The organism is Pseudomonas sp. 10-1B, from assembly GCF_000935045.1.
GTDB lineage: Bacteria > Pseudomonadota > Gammaproteobacteria > Pseudomonadales > Pseudomonadaceae > Aquipseudomonas.
On sequence record NZ_JYKS01000010.1, the window covers coordinates 61,101 to 79,741 of the forward strand.

Consider the following 18,641-nt stretch of genomic DNA (forward strand, 5'->3'; position numbering starts at 1 on the left):
CAGATGACAGCCAGAACCCCGACCGGCCTTGGTGGCGACACCAAGCAACGCCTGATCCAGCAAGCCCTTGCACGCCGCCTTAACGTGGCTGCCGCGGGCGAGCAGGGCGCCACCCTGGAGCAGGTGCAGCAGGCTGCCCTGAAGGTGCCCGAGGCGTTCTATCGCTTTGACCAGCACCCAGGGTACCAACAGCTGCGGGTGATCCAGCAGAGTGGCATGCGGCTGGGCTTGAGCAACCCGTTCTTCCGCCTGCACCAGGGCACTGCCGGTGCCCAGACGCAGATTGGCGAGCGCGAGTACCTCAACTTCGCCAGTTACAACTACCTGGGGTATTCCGGCCACCCGAGCGTGGCCGAAGCGGCCAAGGCGGCCATCGACCGCTACGGTACTTCGGTGTCGGCCAGCCGCCCCGTGTCTGGCGACCGCCCGCTGCATCGCGAGTTGGAGCGCGAGCTGGCCAGCCTGTACGAGGTGGACGATGCGGTGGTGATGGTCAGCGGCCATGCCACCAATGTGACCACCATCGGCTACCTGTTCGGGCCGCGCGACCTGGTGGTGCATGACGAACTGATCCACAACAGCGTGTTGCAGGGTATCCAGCTGTCGGGTGCCCGCCGCTTGAGTTTTGCGCATAACGACTGGCAGGCGCTCGACCGCCTGCTGGGTGAGCAGCGCCAGCACTTCGAGCGGGTGCTGGTGGTGGTGGAAGGTATCTACAGCATGGATGGCGACTACCCCGAGTTGCCGCGGTTCGTCGAGCTCAAGCACAAGCACAAAGTGTTCTTGATGGTGGATGAAGCGCATTCGCTGGGTGTGATGGGGGCCACGGGCAAGGGCATTCGCGAGCATTTTGGGCTGGCGGGTGACGACGTCGACATCTGGATGGGTACCTTGAGCAAGACCCTGGCCAGTTGCGGTGGTTATATCGCTGGCAGCACGGCGTTGATCGAGCATTTGAAGTTTCTTGCGCCGGGTTTTTTGTACAGCGTCGGCATGCCACCGGCGGTCACGGCCGCTGCGCTGGCGGCGTTGCAGCTGCTGGCGGATGATCGCGAGCGCGTAGCGCAGGTGCAGGCGCGTGGCGAGCTGTTCCTGCGCCTGGCGCGGGAGGCCGGGCTGGACACCGCGACCAGTACCGGCCTGGCGGTGATACCGGTGATTACCGGCAGCTCGTTCAAGGCTGGGCGGTTGTCCAGTGCGTTGTTCGAGCGCGGCATCAATGCCCAGCCGATCTTGTACCCGGCGGTGCCGGAGCATTCGGCCCGGGTACGGTTTTTTGTGTCTTGCGAGCATACGCAAGAGCAGATTCGGCATACCGTGGCGGTGGTGGCGGAGGAGATGGCGCGGTTGGGGTGAGGCGATGCCTACAGCCAGATGGCATCCCAGTGCGGGTAGTCGCCGACATTGGGTGCCAGGCCGGCCCTGACCGGGTTGGCAATGATGTACCGCGCGGCATTGAGCAGATCATCATCCTTGCGCATGGCGCGATCGCAGTAGCCCGCCTGCCAGATCGGCGTGGGTGTTACCCCAGCTTTGCGCAAGGCATGGCTGGACCTGGATTTGAAGCGGCGCATCAAGGTGGCCAGACTTACTTGTTTCAGCTCAATCAGCCAATGCACATGGTCGGGCATGACGACCCAGGCCAGTGTGACGCAGCTGTTTTCCCGATCGGCTTGGCGCAGGTGGTTGATTACCAGCCTGGCAAGGGTGAAGTTGTGGAACAGGGGGCGACGCTGGTGAGTGACAGTGGTCAGCATGTATAGCCTGCCGGGGCGTGAAACCCTGTGGCGGCGAAGGTGGTGGGCATGGGCGTAGTGCATGTGGTCATCCTTGAAGTCACGATAGCCCGAGCCAGAGTAGTCGCCTTCATGGCGCCTTCGGCGATTCAACCATTGCAGAATGTGCCAACGACGGCCTTTGCCGAACCACCGATGTGTGCGCACCACCGATCAATGTAGGAGCGGGCTTGCCCGCGAATGCGGTGGCGGCTGCGACGGTGAATGGCCGGGGGATAGTGGCCGGCAGGCCCGGCCCTTTCGCGGGTAAACCCGCTCCTACGACGGTCTTTGTCGAACACGACGGCCTTTGCCGAACCACCGATGTGTGCGCACCACCGATCAATGTAGGAGCGGGCTTGCCCGCGAATGCGGTGGCGGCTGCGGCGGTGAATGGCCGGGGATAGTGGCCAGCAGGCCCGGCCTCTTCGCGGGTAAACCCGCTCCTACGACGGTCTTTGCCGAACACGACGGCCTTTGCCGAACCACCGATGTGTGCGCACCACCGATCGATGTAGGAGCGGGCTTCGCCCGCGAATGCGGTGGCGGCTGCGACGGTGAATGGCCGGGGGATAGTGGCCGGCAGGCCCGGCCTCTTCGCGGGTAAACCCGCTCCTACGACGGTCTTTGTCGAACACGACGGCCTTTGCCGAACCACCGGTGTGTATGCACCACCGATTGTGTAGGAGCGGGCTTCGCCCGCGAATGCGGTGGCGGCTGCGACGGTGAATGGCCGGGGGATAGTGGCCGGCAGGCCCGGCCCTTTCGCGGGTAAACCCGCTCCTACGACGGCCTTTGTCGAACACGACGGCCTTTGCCGCACCACCGGTGTGTGTGCACCGATTGTGTAGGAGCGGGCTTGCCCGCGAATGCGGTGGCGGCTGCGGCGGTGAATGGCCGGGGGATAGTGGCCAGCAGGCCCGGCCTCTTCGCGGGTAAACCCGCTCCTACGACGGTCTTTGTCGAACACGACGGCCTTTTCCGCACCACCGGTGTGCGCGCACCACCGATCAATGTAGGAGCGGGCTTCGCCCGCGAATGCGGTGGTGGCTGCGACGGTGAATGGCCGGGGGATAGTGGCCGGCAGGCCCGGCCCTTTCGCGGGTAAACCCGCTCCTACGACGGTCTTTGTCGAACACGACGGCCTTTGTCGAACCACCGATGTGTGCGCACCACCGATCGATGTAGGAGCGGGCTTGCCCGCGAATGCGGTGGCGGCTGCGGCGGTGAATGGCCGGGGGATAGTGGCCGGCAGGCCTGGCCTCTTCGCGGGTAAACCCGCTCCTACGACGGTCTTTGTCGAACACGACGGCCTTCCGAACCACCGATGTGTGCGCACCACCGATCGATGTAGGAGCGGGCTTCGCCCGCGAATGCGGTGGCGGCTGCGGCGGTGAATGGCCGGGGGATAGTGGCCAGCAGGCCCGGCCTCTTCGCGGGTAAACCCGCTCCTACGACGGCCTTTGTCGAACACGACGGCCTTTGCCGAACCACCGATGTGTGTGCACCACCGATCGATGTAGGAGCGGGCTTGCCCGCGAATGCGGTGGCGGCTGCGGCGGTGAATGGCTGGGGGATAGTGGCTGGCAGGCCTGGCCTCTTCGCGGGTAAACCCGCTCCTACGACGGTTTTTGTCGAACACGACGGCCTTTGCCGAACCACCGATGTGTGTGCACCACCGATTGTGTAGGAGCGGGCTTCGCCCGCGAATGCGGTGGCGGCTGCGGCGGTGAATGGCCGGGGGATAGTGGCTGGCAGGCCTGGCCTCTTCGCGGGTAAACCCGCTCCTACGACGGTTTTTGTCGAACACGACGGCCTTTTCCGAACCACCGATGTGTGCGCACCACCGATCGATGTAGGAGCGGGCTTGCCCGCGAATGCGGTGGCGGCTGCGGCGGTGAATGGCCGGGGGATAGTGGCCGGCAGGCCCGGCCTCTTCGCGGGTAAACCCGCTCCTACGACGGTCTTTGTCGAACACGACGGCCTTTGTCGAACCACCGGTGTGTATGCACCGATTGTGTAGGAGCGGGCTTGCCCGCGAATGCGGTGGCGGCTGCGGCGGTGAATGGCCGGGGGATAGTGGCTGGCAGGCCTGGCCTCTTCGCGGGTAAACCCGCTCCTACGACGGTCTTTGTCGAACACGACGGCCTTTTCCGCACCACCGATGTGTGCGCACCACCGATCGATGTAGGAGCGGGCTTGCCCGCGAATGCGGTGGCGGCTGCGGCGGTGAATGGCCGGGGGATAGTGGCTGGCAGGCCTGGCCTCTTCGCGGGTAAACCCGCTCCTACGACGGGCGGGCCAGTCGTGGGTCAGATATACGGCGCCTCATAAGCATTCAACTGCTCCACAAACCGCCAATGGCTCTTCTTGTCAAAACCCATCAACCGTTTCAACCGTATATCCCAACGCATGTGGTGATTGGCAATCCATGGCAGCGCAAACAGGTGCGCCCCACGCCAGGGAATGAATGGGTTACGCCGCAAGCTGGCATAAATCTCTACCCGGTGGCTGGCCTGGTGGCTTGCACAGCGGGCATGGAAACCAGAAGTGTCCGCTACCACCAGGGTGTTGGCCGGGACCGCAAAGCGGCGGGGTGGCGGTAGGCCGAGGGCAGCCAGCTCGGGCTCGTCGATGCGGAACGAACCCTCACGGTGCATCTGCTCGCTGGAACGCGCCGCCCCCAGGCTTTGACGATACTCCCAGGCCAAACGCTCCGGCGTCAGGCGGTGCGACCCCGGTACATAACTGAACGGCCCCTGGTCATCCGCTACATCATCCAGGAACAACCACGCCTTGGCCGTGGGGTGGAAGGTGTCGGCATGCAGACGGGTCTGCGGGTCCTGGTCGGCATTGGCGGCGTCGATCACGATCGACTGCAACTGGTAGGTAATGCCGCCGGTATTGGACGACGCATACGCAATCAGGTTACGTACCCCCTGGTCTGCCACGAACGCCGCACTGGCCGGGTTGCGTGTCAGCACATCCTGATCAAGGCTGACCCGGCGGGTAACCGCACGGCCCTGGCGCATTTCCCAGCCCGTGCTGCGCAATGCACCCAGCTCGGCGCGCAATGCCGCGAATTGCTCGGCGGGCAGGGCGTTTTCACGGATGAAAAACCCATTCTGCTCAAAATGCTCGCGCTCGCCAGCATCCAGCCGCGACGCCAGCGCCTTGCGGCGATAACCGGCCATGGCCATCGCCAACTGGCGACGCTGCACATGCAGCCCCAGGGCGTTGAGGCGGGCACTGCCAAGCACCGGGTTGTTCTCGAACGACTTGGCATGGGTGGCCAGTTGCATGCAATGCCAGGGGAGTGCCGCGTAACGGCCGATGTCCTTGATCGAAACAGGCATGTTCTAGTCCTTTGATGGGGCCAGTGGCCGGCCGCAGCCGAGCATGGTCCGGGTATAGTTGAGCAACGGCGCCACTCGCCGATGGGCCGCACGCGCCGGGGATGGCGCACTGAGGCAGGCGAGGGCGTGCCAGGCATCGCAGGGCAAGTCTTGTTGGACGTCGGCATAGCACGCATAGCGCAACAAGGCGCCGGCTACCAACTGGTCCAGGGTCAGGCGCCGGGTGCGGCGCGGCAGTGGCTGGTGGTCCTGGGTCAGGCCCCAGCCGGCATAGAACGGCGTACCATAAGTGACCACCGGCACACCCCGCAGCAAGGCTTCGAAACCGGCAGTGGAGCTTAGGGTATGCAGCGCGTCGACCTGGCCATACAGGCTGGCGATGTCCACCCCCACCAATACCTGGTCGGCCAACCCCGCCAGCTGCGCAGGGGCTACGCGCCCCAGGCGCTTGCCCGCTTCCACGTCCGGGTGCGGCTTGTACAGGATCCAGGCATCCGGCAGCCGTGCACGTACCTGTTGCAGCAGGCGCAGGTTGCAGCCCGCACCGCCGCCGCTGCACAACGCCGAGGCATCATCTTCGACCTGGCCCACCACCAGTACCCGCGTCTGACCCGGCCGCCCCAGCAGGGCCGGCCGGGCGCTGCTGCGCAGGTTGAACTTGCTGGCGCCGCTGGCAACGATCTGCACCCGCAGGCGTGCCGCTTCGGCCAAGGTCGCGGCATCGAACGACCCATGTTGCAACAGCTGCTCCAGGTCACTGGCGGACTGCGCATCGTAATGAATGCCACCCCGGTCCAGCACCAGTGACAGTGCCGGGCTGTTGCTGGCACCCAGCCCCGTGGAGCGCAAGAAACCATCCTCGACCCGCCACAATGGCACGCCCGCCTGGCGCGCACGTTCGGCCAGGCCTGCCGGCTCGCGCGCCGCCCACACCAACAGCCGGCCATTTTCGGCGGCCACCTGGCGCACCAGTTGCGGCCCGTCCACCGTGAAGCGTAACTGCCCCCAGCGGCTTTCAAAAAAGCGCTGAATGTTGTGCCGCTTGTGCCGCTTCACCCCCAGCACCGTGGTGGGGCCGGCAAACGTGGCATCGCGGGCCTTCTTGCTGGCGAGCTGGCGGGCAACGGTCAAGGCATCGGTCAGCTGGCCGGTCAGCGGGTCGACATAGCGGCAGTAGCGTACATAGGCCGCCGCCACCAGTTGCACCAGGTCTGGGCGGGCCTGGCGCCGGGGGATGGCCATGCGGTCATCGGTCAGCCCCCAGCCGGCATAAAATGGCAGCCCAAAGCAGGTTACCGGCACACCCTGGATCAACGCCTCTAGCCCGGCCTGGCTGGTGCCCACGTACACACGTTGCGCACGGCGGGCCAAGGAGGCCCAGGCCACCGGCCGCGCCTCCAGCGCTACCCCGCGGGCCCGTGCCGCGCTCAGCAGGCAGCTGGGCTTGTGCCCGCCCAGGCAATCCGGATGAATGCGCACACGCACGTCGGCGCCGGGGTTTTCCGCTAGGGCCACATCCAGCATGCGTACATAGTCGGCCTCGCACAGCCCGCCGCCCGGGATCGAATAGTCCCCCGCGGTCTGGTCCACCACCAGCACCAACGGCCGCTCGCGGCCCAGCGGGTCGTCTGCGGGCAAGTCCTGGGCATTGTTGTATTTGCCGATGCCACTGCTGCGCATCAAGGCAATCAGTTCGCGGGCGCAGCCCAGTTCGTAATCACTGAGCGCCTCGGGCTGCTGCAGGATGTTCTCCAGCAGGGAAGGCCGGTCCGCCAGGTAGTGGATGCCCACCGGGTCGACCACCATGGACATCGGCGTATCGCCCTCGATGCCCAGCGAAGAAGAGCGCAAGAAACCGTCTTCCAGCGCAATGTACGGCAGCCCCCAGCGTTGGCACAGCACCCGTGCATGGGCTGACGACTGCTTGTAGCCGATACCGGCAATGGCCTTGAGCCCCTTGGGCGCCTTGCGGCCTCGGCGCCATAGCCAGAAGGGCGGGCCTTCCGGGCCGAGGAACTGTGGCAGATGCAGGACCTTCCAGGCCACCCATTGCGACATGATGCCGACCCAGCCGGGGCCGTTTACCAGGGTATCGGGGGGTAAGAAACCTGTGGGCGGGTGGGGAGGGGCACCGGCTTTGCCGGTGTTCGCGGGCAAGCCCGCTCCTACAAGGGGAGGGGTGTTGTGCATCACACGGCCCGCCACATGTTGCGCACCGGCGGGAACGGCACCCAACGCTTGCGGCGCAGGGCAAAGCCATTGTGCAGGTACAGCTGCTGCGCCCGTTGATTGCTCAGTGGCACTTCCAGTTCTACCTGGGCAAAGCCCTGCGCGGCGGCATGCGCGCAGCACGCCTGTACCAGCGCCGAGCCCACGCCGTGCTGGCGGGCAGCCTTGCTGACCCGCAGCCCGTACAGCAAGAATGGGTAGCGCCACTCGCGCAGCTCGCTCAGGCAGAAGCCGATAAACCGCACCCCGCCGCTAAGCACGCCAAACTCACGAATGAACGGCCGCCAGCGCAAGGCGAACGGCCCACGCCGGCCATGCTTGAACGCGGCAAAGCCCAGTGCCTGCTCGCCGTCGAAGGCCAGCAACACGCGGTCCCAGTTGATAGCCGCCCCCAGCAGGCGATAGCGGCAGGCGGTATTGCCAATCAGAAAAGCCAGCGACCCACGCCCCTCGGCCAGCAAGCGGGCCAGGGCAGGGTCTGCGGCACGCTCTGGCGCCAGCTCCGATCCCAGCACGATACGCACCACGTTGTCAGGCCACCCCGGCTGCGGCAGCGGGCGCGTGCTGGCCCACCGCAGGCGCCTGGGCATGGGCCAGCAAGGTGCTGGACAACTGCTGCACCGCCAGCGCAGTGGCCTGGCTGCCCGGCTGACGGCGGTTGGACCAGATCAGATAGTCGGTGTCACCCGCTGGCGCGCCGAGAACCTTGTACACGTCGGGCAAGATCGGCACATGGTCGCCAAAGAAGCACAGCAGCGCCTCGTTCGGCTGGGCCGTCAGCGTTTCGCGCAGCATGCCCAGCATGCGGTTGGCATTGCCGATATGGCGCAGGTAAGGTGCCAGGTCCTGCATGCCCGGCTGCAGCGGGCGGTCGAACCAGCTAGGCAACTCGTGCCCGGCCACGCTTTCCAGGTGCAGCGGACCGTGGTTTTCCATGGTGACCGCGTGGATGAATAGCGGTTGGGTACGGCCCGGTGCCTGCAGCAGTTCGCGGATCTTGTCCGCTACCGCGCAGTCACCAATGAATGGCCCGGCCTTTTGCGAAGGGTTGAACGCGCGTACATCGATGAACTCATCGAAGCCCAGTGCCGGCAGCACCTTGTTGCGCCCGTAGAAGCTCCCGTCGTAAGGGTGGATACAGACGGTGCGGTAGCCCAGCGCCTTCAGCCGCGAGGCGATGCTCGGCAGGCCTTGGCGGGCCAGCACACGGTACGGGTTGAAGCGGTGTACCCCAAGCCGGTCGGCCGGGATGCCGGTGAGGTAGGCGAACTCGGTGCGTACCGTGTTGGCGCCCCAGGCGGCGACCTGCAGCTTGCCACGGGCCAGGGCCTGGCTGGCCAGCAGGTCGTACTGGTCGAGCACCTGCCGGCGCACGCCGGGCCACAGGTCGCGCACATCGAAAAACGATTCGCTCTGCACCGAGACCAGGTCCGGTAGTGCCCCAGCCTGCCCACTGGGCGGCTGCGACCATGCCTGCCCATCGGCCGATGTAGGAGCGGGCTTCGCCCGCGAAGAGGCCGTAGCAGGTATACCCCCAAACGGCGACCCCAACCCCGCCCGATCCACCGGCGCCCGCGCCGCCCAGAAGTACCGCCACAAACTGGCCGCCAACCCCCAGCCACGCACATCCCGCTCGGCATCAAAGCTCGGCTGCACCGGCCGATGCCCCAAACGCAACAACCCCAGGCCCACCGCCAGCGGCAGCAGCGCCTCGAGCCGCGCCCCCGGCACCTCGAAGCTCAACCCCGCCCACAGGTACAGCAAAAAGCCCACGGCCAGCAGCGCTGCCTTGCCAAAGCCGAAAAACGGCAGATACAGCCGCGGGAATCTCACTGCATCGCTGAAGTACTCGAAATCTGCACACACAAACGGCTCGCGCAGCGAGTGATACTTGGAGTTGCTCACCAGCACGATCAGCAGCCACAGCAACAGCAGGTTGACGCCACTGAACAACGGCCGCGCCGTCAGCGCATACAGCAGCCCAAGCCCCACACACCACAGCCCGGCATGCAGCATCCAGCAGTCGGCCGGGCGGCGCAGGGGCGGGCGGGGAATCAGCAGGCGCTCGACCGCGACGGTCAAGCCCAGGCCGATCAATGCAACCGGCAACAAAGAAACATCAATCACTGTACTTCAACCCACGCAGGATCATCGAAGAAAGCCACTGCGGGATAAGCCCCAGCAGCCAGGTGCCCAGGTTGAGCGGGAACGGAAAACTGATACGCGCCTGGTTCGCCGCCAGCCCGCGCTTGATACGCCTTGCCGCTTTTTCGGCGGTCCACAGAAAAGGTTTAGGCCCGGGCATTTCGAAACACATCTTCGACTCCACATACCCCGGCACGATCACATTCACCTTCACTCCTTCCGGCGCCAGCCAGTCGCGGATGGCCTCGCCGTACACACGGATGGCCGCCTTGCTGGCGCTATAGGTGGGCGTGACCGGCAAGCCGCGCCAGCCCGCCAGCGAACTGAACAGCGCGATCTGCCCATTGCCACGGTTGCGCATGGTCGGCAGGGCGGCCTCGACGGTGGCCAGGGCGGCCATCACGTTCACTTCCAGCAGGGCACGGCTGTCGTCCCAGTTTTCGGGTTCGCCATCGGCACCCACTGCCGTGTTCAGCCCCGCGCCTACCAGTACCAGGTCGGGCTGATGGCTTTCGCTCACGCGCCGCACCATGGCCCGCAGGGCATCCAGGTCGCGCACATCGAGGGCTTCCAGCAGTACCTGGGCACCCAAGGCGCGGCATTGCTCGGCCATTTCGTCCAGGCGGTCCTGACGCCGGCCTTGCAGGATCAGCGTCACGCCCGGGGCGGCGTAGGCTGGCGCCAGGGCGCCGCCGATACCGCCCGTGGCACCAGTGATGAGGATGCAGCGGGGTGATGCGTGCGGGCTCATAGGTATTTTTCGATTCTTGAGGTTTTCGCCATCAGCACTTCCAGGCAGTTGGCCACGGCCATGTCCATGCCACAGTTGGTGTAGAAACCGCCGTTGACCTGGGTGGTGTGGATGACGGTGTTGCGGAAGCGATGGAAGAGCTTGATGTCTGGCATGTCCGGCGTGTGCCAGAAGTCAGCCAGGCTGCCTTGGTGGGTAAGGCCGGGCATGGCGTAGATAGGGTCGGCCAGGGTGATGGTCGGGCGGCCATGCAGCAGCGCCGAAGCCCCGGCGGTGCTGTTGACGGTAATCATGCCATTGATGTGCGAGAGCAGGGTTGGCATATGCCCGCTTTCCATGAACTCGACCCGGTCGGCTACGTCATATTCACGGGCCAGCGCCTCGGTGACGCGCCGGTAGTTGACCAGGCCAGGCGTCAACGGGTGGTTCTTGACTAGCAGGCGGGCATTGAATGGGGCGTTCAGCGAGAACGAATCGATCACGTGCTCGATAACCTGGGTCATGTTGTCGAACGGCGAGTGGTCGCGGATCTGCGCGTCGCTGTCCAGCTGCAGTGGCAGCAGGTAGGTAGGCTGGCGCTCACGGGCAACGTCGGCGACCAGGGCATCATCGCGGCTGCGGGCGCGGAGCAGGCGTAGGCCTTGGCGGATGAAGCCTGCGTATTCCACTGCTGCGTTGAAGGGTGCGTGGGTGCGGTATTTGGGGTAGAACAGCGCGTTCAATGCACCACCGGCGTGGTACATCACGTCGTGTGCTGCGCGGGCGGTAAAGGACAATTTGAACGCGTTTCCGTTCTGATAGCGCGGAATGTGCTTACCCACATCGCGATACCACTCTGGATCCCGTGGCAAACGCGAATTGTTGTTGACGCCGTCGCGTTCCAGGGTGATCCAGTAGGGGCGGAAATAGCCTTCCTCGAACACATGGACGCGAATGCCTTGCAAGCGGGCAAGCTGTATCGCGGTGCGGTGTACCGGGCGGCAATCGCCGAACAGCACCAGGTCCGTGATGTCCAGTTGGCGGAAAACCTCTGCATACCATGCTTCCAGGTCTTCGGCTTTGCCTGGGCAGGCCATGTTCGGGCCATCAGCACCATACAGTTCATCGCCCACGTTGAAGCGTACGCTGTGTACGTACTGGCCGATGTCACGAAGGGCTTTTGCCAGGCGTGCGAAAAAAGGCGAATTGACGCCTTGTAGAAAGAGGAAATTGCCAGTGGGAACGCGCAGCAGCGGACCACGCGTCGCCCTTGCATTCAGTTGCTCGGGCGCTTCATGCCCAACAAACTGCTCAAGCGTCGTCTCAAGTCCTGCCATCGAGAAGGGGCTCCTGGCTGCGGCGTTAGCGCGTGCCAATTCTGTAATTCGTACAAGGTCTGTTCAGGGGTGGTGAACCGGTTGGTGATGCGGCTTACATAGGTGGGATAAAGCAGAAGTGTGCCGGCAACCAGCTCGTCCAGGCTCAGTTTGCGGCTGCGGCGGGCCCGCACGTCAGTTGACAGGTCCATGTCGCGGGTAAGGCCCCAGCCGGCATAGAACGGTTGGCCATAGGTGGTGACTGGCACGCCACGCAGCAGTGCTTCAAAGCCTGACTGCGAGGTGAGCACGTGCACTTCATCGACGACTTCCAGCAGTTGCTGAAGTGGCGTGTCGCCAATGACTTCATCGCACCAGTGCACGGTTTGCTCTTCGTCACCGCCACGGGCTCGGGTACCTGCCAGCACTTCCGGGTGGGGCTTGTACAGCAGCCACGCATCGGGGTTCTGTGCGCGCACTGCTTTCAGCAATTGCAGGTTGCTGCGAATGCTGTTGCCGCCAAAGCGAATGGACGCATCGTCTTCCACCTGGCCGGTGACCAGAATGACTTTTTCTGCACCAGCAGGGCGATTCCAGGATGCGCCGGGCAAGTTGTATTTGGTCAACCCGGCTGCGCATATGGCCGTACGTAATGACTTGGCACGGCCAAGCATTTGCGTGTCGAACAGATCTGTCGCAAGAATGCGCTCAAGGCGTGAAGGCCGGGTGGCGTCGTAGTAGATGCCAAGGTCATCGAGCACCCACGACAGCGGCCTTGCCTTGCCAGCGCCCAGCCCTACAGAGCGCAGAAAACCATCCTCCACACGCTTAACCGGGTGAGGGTGCTTGTTCAGATCTTCATCGTGTTTGCAGCCCCAGGACACCACTGGCAGGTCTTGCGTAAGCGGGTTCTCGGGCTTGACGAAGCGGATTTGCGCGCCGTTGAAGAACATTTCAACCAGCGGCTCTTTCCAGCGGCTGAACCCCAGCATTTGCACAGAAGCAGGTAGTGCACTGCGGTGACGCCGCTGCAGCCCGAGCCAGTTGATCAGTACTTCCGGGGAGCACGGTACGCCTCGCTCTGGGCAAACGTAACGTGGGTAGCCCACCAGGCTGGCGTGAACCAATTGCGCCAACGGCACCGGGTGACGTCGTGACGGTGCGGGCAAGCGGTCTTCGGTCAGGCCCCAGCCCGCGTAAAATGGCATGCCCCAGGTGTGTACCGGCACATTCCACAGCAAGGCATCAAAGCCGAGCTGCGAAGTCATCACGAACACGGCGCGTACGTGTGGCAGCAGGTCGGCCGGGTGAGCATTGTGTGCAAGTATCTGTACCCGAGGGTTGCTTGCCAGCGCGTCAAGATCGAAGTGCCCTCCCTTGCGACCTGCGACTACATCCGGGTGTACCTTGAGCACGATGGTGCAATCCGGGTAGCGCACCAAAGCCGCGTCAAGCATGGCCCGGAAGTCTTCAGCACCGGCACCCTGCAGTGAAGCGTCACCACTAGTCTGGTCGGCGACTAGCACGCAGTGCTCAGGAAGCTTCGGCAACTCGATACGGGCACTGTTGTACTTGGAAACCCTCTGCTGTTGCCAAAGGTCGCGAAGGGCCAAGGCACGTTGCGTCTGCTGCGCATCAAGCGGGGTGGCAATCAGCTGTTCGAGCCTGGACGGCTGGCTGGCATCGTAATAGACGCCCACGTCGTCCACGATCAGTGACAGGGGGGGCTCATCGGCACCCAAACCCACCGAGCGGACGAAACCGTCTTCAAGCGTCAATACGGGCTTGCGGGCTTTTTGTGCTTCGGCCATTGCCTTGATTGCACTGGGCTTGCGACCCCAGGCCATCAGCCAGTCGGCGTGCTGCGCGTCACGCGCAACGCCGTTCTGAAGAACGTAGTCGGGTAACAAGGCAGGCAGCGTGCTGATGGCCTGGGCGCCCTTTGATAGGACCAGCAGGCGAGGGCGGGGCGAAACGTCATCCATAAACGCGAAGCGGCATCCATTGGCAAATAAGGGACGACAAGGGCATGAGGCCTTGGCGAACCGGTGGGAAAATGAGGGTGAATCTTAATACATATTCACAATTGAGCGCGCGCAGATTTGGATAAAACGCAAAAAGAAATTAGACAATCTGCGCAAATGCTGACGGATGACATCAGAATGACATCGGGTCGACGCGAACTGGTCCAAGCGCGACGTTGCAGGACGTCCTCGCTGCACTCATCTGACTAGTCCTTGGTCAATAGTTCCAGCAGGTAAGCGTATTTCTCTTGCAGAAGGCCCATTTTGTCGCGTTGCCGGTATTCCTCGATCGTTTCGGGGCGCAGGCAATGGAACAACGCCGTCAGCAGGAACACGTAGTGCAGGTTGCGCAGTGCCTGCTGGCGATCGAATCGCTCGCCAAGCGCAGCGGAGTAGGCTTCGATGAAGTCATTCCGGGCAGCCAGGAAGACGTTCATGTCCTTGCGCCTGAACAGGCTTCCAAGGTAGGCGCCACCATCGAACCCCACCCGGCCAACCTTGACCTCGCTCCAGTCGATCAGGTGCAACTGCCCTTTGATTACAAACAGATTCTTGCGCAGGTAATCCATGTGGCTGATGCAACGAGGGCTGCGACGCGCCTGGGCGGCCAACTGCCGAAGAACAGGTGTGAAGGCTTTGAAGTGCTGGGCCAACCCTGCGAAACGCGAGTCCTGTCTGCCAAGCTGCTCCAGTTGTGGCAGGCAGCGGGCAAAGTTGAAGCGTGGCCGAAGCAGGAACCAGGGGCGGAAGAAGTCCATGCTCCACTGCAGCAGTGCTTGCTGTGCCGTTCGCCCCTCAAGCTCAAGGTAGTCGTGGCTCAACACTTCGAGCTCGGCGATACCTTGCGCCAATTGCTTGGCAATGGCATGCATGCGGGGAGGTTTGCCTCGAACGAATGCGGTAAAAATCAGGCTTTCCCAAGGGGTTTCGATAACGCCCAGGCAGGCTGGGTGACGAAAATGCGTACTGCCCGCCAGCATGCCCTCGGCGCGGTGAAACCTTGCCTCCTGGCTACCAAGGAAGGCCACCTTGCGTATCGACTTCTCTACGACTTCCAGCGATTTACCGGTGCTTGGGTCCGTTACGCTGTGATGCCGTACGTATTTGACGAACGAGGCGTTGGAGGCGAGATCGTGGGTGCGGATGTCCAGATGCATTCCCTGCCAATGAGGCATCAGGTCAACAAGGTGCTGTTCCAGAGGTGCTCGCTGCCAGCGGTAAAAAGTCCTGTTTACGGCGGGCTGGCAAGGGGGAGGCATGACATCCATGTAGGGGGACGGGGTCCGATCTCTAGCTTTAAAGGGGTATGCTGCTGCATACACGGCTCTGGCACAACGAAAAATTACGATAAGGCGTTGATGAATAAAGGCGAAAGGCCGGCATTTGGCTTCCCGCCGGACGGGTTGCTGGTGAAAGAAGCCAGTGCCGCATAGCGGTGAAGCCGCAGGCCGCCGCGTCCTTCTGAACGTGCTCTTTTCATTCGGTTCCCTGGCTGCGGGCGGGTTTCGTTTGGCCTCTTTACAGGCGAAATGGCGCCAGGTGCTGCTCTTGTCTGTGAAAGTGTGCGTGAGCGGAAATGTTGAGAAACCCAATTTAGGCACTCACCAGTCAGATTATCAACAAACTGCCGGCCTCGTGCTTTGCTTCGCGATGCAAAAACTTTAACATTTGCGGCTTCGCATTTTTCAGCTGTCGTCAGGGACGAAAATGAATCACCTCAGCATCGCCAAAGAAGCCCTCATCGCGCAAGCCCAAGCTGTCACGCTGCTGTCTGACCGACTCGATAGCGAATTCCAGAGCGCAGTCGAGCTTATTCTCGGTTGCCAGGGCCGCACAGTGGTATGTGGCATGGGTAAGTCCGGCCTGATCGGCCAGAAGATGGTCGCCACCTTTGCATCCACCGGCACCCCCAGCTTCTTCCTGCACCCGGCCGAAGCCTTCCATGGCGACCTGGGCATGCTCAAGCCCATCGACGTACTGATCCTCATCAGCTACAGCGGCGAGACTGAAGAGCTGATCAAGCTGATCCCGAGCCTCAAGTCGTTCGGTAACAAGATCATCGCCATGACCGGCAACGGCAAGTCCACGCTGGCCAAGCATGCGGATATCTGGCTGGACATTTCGGTTGAGCGTGAAGTCTGCCCGAACAACCTGGCCCCGACCACCTCCACCCTGGCAACCATGGCCATGGGTGATGCATTGGCTGTAGCGCTGATTGAAGCCATTCAGTTCAAGCCAATGGACTTCGCACGCTACCACCCCGGTGGCAGCCTCGGTCGCAAGCTGCTCACCCGCGTACGTGACGTGATGCACTCGCCGGCACCGGTGGTTACTTCGACTACCAGCTTCCATGATTGCCTGTTGGTCATGACACGCAGCCGGCTTGGCCTGACTGTGGTGATGGATGACGAAAAGCTTGTCGGTATCGTGACTGACGGTGACCTTCGTCGCGCCTTGCTGGAGAACGAAGGTGTCGTGCGTGAGACGGTCGCACAGTTCATGACAGCAAACCCACATACTATCCAGGAAGATTCGCAGTTGTCGGAGGCTGAGTCTTATATGCTGGATAACAAAATTCGGGCATTGGCGGTGACTGATGCAGAAGGGGCGGTTGTGGGTGTTGTTGAGATTTTTGACTGAGTAGGATTGGTCCAATCAACTAAGCAGCTATTAGTAAGCTCCCTGTGCAAGTGCCTGGCGTCAATAAAGCTCCCTCGTGAGTTTTAAGCATTATTTAGCTGGGGCATAGATTGAGAATTGAGGATGGAAATGGTTCTAGAACAGCTTGAAGGGCCTCACTATAAGCTTGTGCCTTGCCCAGGTGCGACACGCCTACTAGTGTTCTTTGCAGGAACCAACAAGACCGATGGCAAATTTGACTTTTGGCGGGTAGGTAATGCGCAGTTAGAGCACCGTCTCTTCCTGAATAATGGAAGAAATGAGTGGTATCAGAATGGAATACCTGGCTTTGCCGATAGTGTCGTTGGCATAGGAAGTAAAATCGAAAGCATAGCTGCTTCGTTAGGCGCAGTGGATATTGTTCTGCATGGCGTGAGTATGGGTGGATATGCCGCAGCTCTTTATGCGAAGCTAATTGGCTGCAAGGCGATGGCGTTTGGTTTTGATAGTATTCTCAGAATACCTCATGCTAGAAGTGCGCAGATCTCTAAGTCGGTCGATCTAGTCTTTCCCGACCTTTCGAAAATAAGCAGTCAAAAGTCAACGACCATTCTTCACATCGCTGGTGAAGCTGATGCGATGGATTTGAAAGCCGCTCGTCATCTACTGGGCTCGGAGGGTGTTTCCACTCTTACTCTTCGTGGTGTTGGGCGTGGTGGGGCCCCCTTTATTGAGCTTAAATACGGCCTGTCTAACTATATCTCAACATTCTCATCGAATGGAGAAATGCCTGATGTAGTTGAAAAGGGGCGTTCGGCGCACAGTGATTTAATTGTTCGGCGGCTCATAGATTTGCATGTCAGTGCAAAGGCTAAAGACTGGCGTCAAGTAGAGTCTAAGGCTCGCTTGGTGTTGGAAGCTGATCCTACACATGAAACAGCTAATTACTGGGTCGGTACAGCGCTTCTTGAATCAAAGTTGGCAGCGGAAGCGATACCCTTCTTGGCCTTGGCAGTTTCATCGGCCCCTCACTTTGCAAATGCGCAGTATCGCTTGGCCAGGGCTTACATGGTTCGGAAGGATGTTGAGCGAGCGAAGTTTCATTTGAGCGAACATGCAAAGTTAAGCCCTGACGCAGCCCTGACGCAAGCTTTTATATCCGATCTGACCCGGGCTGAAGGTGATGTAAAGGCCGCAAATGAAATTTTGCTGCGTGCTTATCGCATCGACTCCGCAAACAGAAGTGTACTGGAAAGAATGAAAAGATATTTACTTGATCAAAGTCTAAGTTTGTGACTTTTAGCGCTTGCTGAGCGTTGTGCTCTGTTCTGCCATTTAGTTAATGGGGCTTCGCTCGCTATCTGTAGCTGTAAAGCAGCTTTTAGATAAAAAGGCTCGGCGTTTTGCCGAGCTTTTTTTCATCTTTAAAAACCCTTTGCATGGTGTGCTAGTCTGAGGATTGGCCAAAAGGGAAGCATCTGAAAGGATGTGCTTTGGCTGGCCTGTTGACGTGTCGTTTAATGGTAGGAGCGCGATTAATGAAACTTGGCTATTTTCCAGTGCTTGCGTTTCTTTATTTGCTAGGTGCGCCGATTGGAGCTGGCGCAGGAGTGTTAACGGATGAGCAAGCACAACGGAAGGATGGAAGTCTGTCTTTCGAGTCTTTGTCGGCCCGTCACTTGGACTTTAATAGAGCGCTAACTTCCAGCTCTTTGCTCTTCACCTTGGACAAAATTCGGGGTAGTGGTGGTGAGCGAAATGGGATTCAGTCATTTGCTGTTGACGAGCGTAATCGTACTCTTTATACCCTGCATTTGACTGGTATGAAAACTGGTGGCGCTTCTATTATAAATAACTATCCGCTTGACGAGAATGTCTCAAAGGTCTCACTGGGAGCCTCAAATCCGCTTAATGATGTTGTAGGGCATCAAGGGTTAGGTGTCGAATATCTTGCTGGTAACGAAGTCAGATTGTGGTCTACTTATCAAAAAGACTTTAGGCAGGTAGTGCGCTTTTCCTACTCTGAAGGGCAGCCTGTCGGGGATGTTGAGGTCTTTCGACTTTTTGGTGATGATTTCAGGGCTCACGTAAGCGCTACTCCAGCAATCAGTATGGATCAAAAGTATTTAATTGCAGCTGGGCGAAAAAAAGATACGGGTGACCAAATAGTTCGTGTCTGGAAACTTGCTGATCTTGTACGTGGCGGGGTGGGGGATTATTCCCAGCGCTGGACCTATGAGTGGAGTGTTCAAGATTTGATTGACTCTCAGCATCCGCTGCAAGGTATAGCGAGTGATGGGCGGAGGGTCTGGATTGTTGCAGGGAATAGCAAGGTTGATGTGTCAAAGCACCTGGCGGTGTATACACTGGATGGCCAGACTATTGTAAGGGATCCATCATCCCCACATTCCAAGCGTCCACCTGATGCCCGATGCTGCGCTCCCGAT

Annotated in this window: 13 protein-coding genes; 4 read left to right on the forward strand and 9 right to left on the reverse strand. The window is 61.1% G+C overall.

Going from position 1 to position 18,641, the window contains the following annotated elements; translation table 11 throughout:
• The first annotated feature begins 3 nt into the window (after positions 1-3).
• A complete protein-coding gene (locus tag TZ03_RS07770) occupies positions 4-1,356 on the forward strand; it encodes an aminotransferase class I/II-fold pyridoxal phosphate-dependent enzyme (RefSeq protein ID WP_051096760.1) in 1,353 nt (450 codons plus the stop codon).
• Positions 1,357-1,364: 8 nt separating this feature from the next.
• On the opposite strand, the gene TZ03_RS07775 is transcribed toward TZ03_RS07770, so the two are convergent.
• The 9 genes from TZ03_RS07775 to TZ03_RS07815 all read right to left on the reverse strand — a co-directional run bounded on the left by TZ03_RS07775 (position 1,365) and on the right by TZ03_RS07815 (position 14,897).
• On the reverse strand, positions 1,365-1,820 hold the full coding sequence (locus TZ03_RS07775; RefSeq protein WP_051096761.1) for an REP-associated tyrosine transposase: 456 nt from the start codon (positions 1,818-1,820) through the stop codon (positions 1,365-1,367).
• 2,267 nt (positions 1,821-4,087) lie between these two features.
• Complete coding sequence (locus TZ03_RS07780) at positions 4,088-5,131, reverse strand: phytanoyl-CoA dioxygenase family protein (RefSeq protein WP_051096762.1); 1,044 nt, start codon at positions 5,129-5,131, stop codon at positions 4,088-4,090.
• Positions 5,132-5,134: 3 nt separating this feature from the next.
• Positions 5,135-7,321: a capsular polysaccharide biosynthesis protein gene (locus TZ03_RS07785; protein ID WP_414860303.1), complete on the reverse strand. Its 2,187-nt coding sequence runs from the start codon at positions 7,319-7,321 to the stop codon at positions 5,135-5,137.
• Positions 7,321-7,887, reverse strand: a complete 567-nt coding sequence (locus TZ03_RS07790; RefSeq protein ID WP_051096771.1) for a GNAT family N-acetyltransferase — start codon at positions 7,885-7,887, stop codon at positions 7,321-7,323. The genes TZ03_RS07785 and TZ03_RS07790 overlap by 1 nt, the downstream gene beginning before the upstream one ends.
• Before the next feature lie 4 nt (positions 7,888-7,891).
• Positions 7,892-9,472 carry a sulfatase-like hydrolase/transferase gene (locus TZ03_RS07795; RefSeq protein ID WP_082056571.1) on the reverse strand — a complete coding sequence of 527 codons (1,581 nt, stop codon included), beginning with the start codon at positions 9,470-9,472 and terminating at the stop codon, positions 7,892-7,894.
• Between the two features lie 7 nt (positions 9,473-9,479).
• Positions 9,480-10,256, reverse strand: coding sequence for an SDR family NAD(P)-dependent oxidoreductase (locus TZ03_RS07800; protein WP_051096765.1), 777 nt, complete (start codon positions 10,254-10,256; stop codon positions 9,480-9,482).
• On the reverse strand, positions 10,253-11,572 hold the full coding sequence (locus TZ03_RS07805; protein WP_051096766.1) for a capsule biosynthesis protein: 1,320 nt from the start codon (positions 11,570-11,572) through the stop codon (positions 10,253-10,255). The genes TZ03_RS07800 and TZ03_RS07805 overlap by 4 nt, the downstream gene beginning before the upstream one ends.
• Positions 11,512-13,536 (reverse strand): capsular polysaccharide biosynthesis protein, encoded by a 2,025-nt coding sequence (locus TZ03_RS07810; RefSeq protein WP_051096767.1) that lies wholly within the window; start codon positions 13,534-13,536, stop codon positions 11,512-11,514. Before TZ03_RS07810 ends, TZ03_RS07805 begins: the two co-directional genes overlap by 61 nt.
• A 245-nt stretch (positions 13,537-13,781) precedes the next feature.
• Positions 13,782-14,897 (reverse strand): phosphotransferase, encoded by a 1,116-nt coding sequence (locus tag TZ03_RS07815; RefSeq protein WP_236692787.1) that lies wholly within the window; start codon positions 14,895-14,897, stop codon positions 13,782-13,784.
• 385 nt (positions 14,898-15,282) lie between these two features.
• Here TZ03_RS07815 and TZ03_RS07820 point away from each other — a divergent pair, with 385 nt between their 5' ends.
• The 3 genes from TZ03_RS07820 to TZ03_RS29910 form a co-directional block, all read left to right on the forward strand.
• Positions 15,283-16,215: a KpsF/GutQ family sugar-phosphate isomerase gene (locus TZ03_RS07820; protein ID WP_051096768.1), complete on the forward strand. Its 933-nt coding sequence runs from the start codon at positions 15,283-15,285 to the stop codon at positions 16,213-16,215.
• Positions 16,216-16,338: 123 nt separating this feature from the next.
• Positions 16,339-17,490, forward strand: coding sequence for a tetratricopeptide repeat protein (locus TZ03_RS07825; RefSeq protein WP_053388408.1), 1,152 nt, complete (start codon positions 16,339-16,341; stop codon positions 17,488-17,490).
• Positions 17,491-17,732: 242 nt separating this feature from the next.
• Positions 17,733-18,641, forward strand: a 909-nt coding sequence (locus TZ03_RS29910) for a hypothetical protein (RefSeq protein WP_152645393.1), incomplete at its 3' end; no start/stop codon positions are given.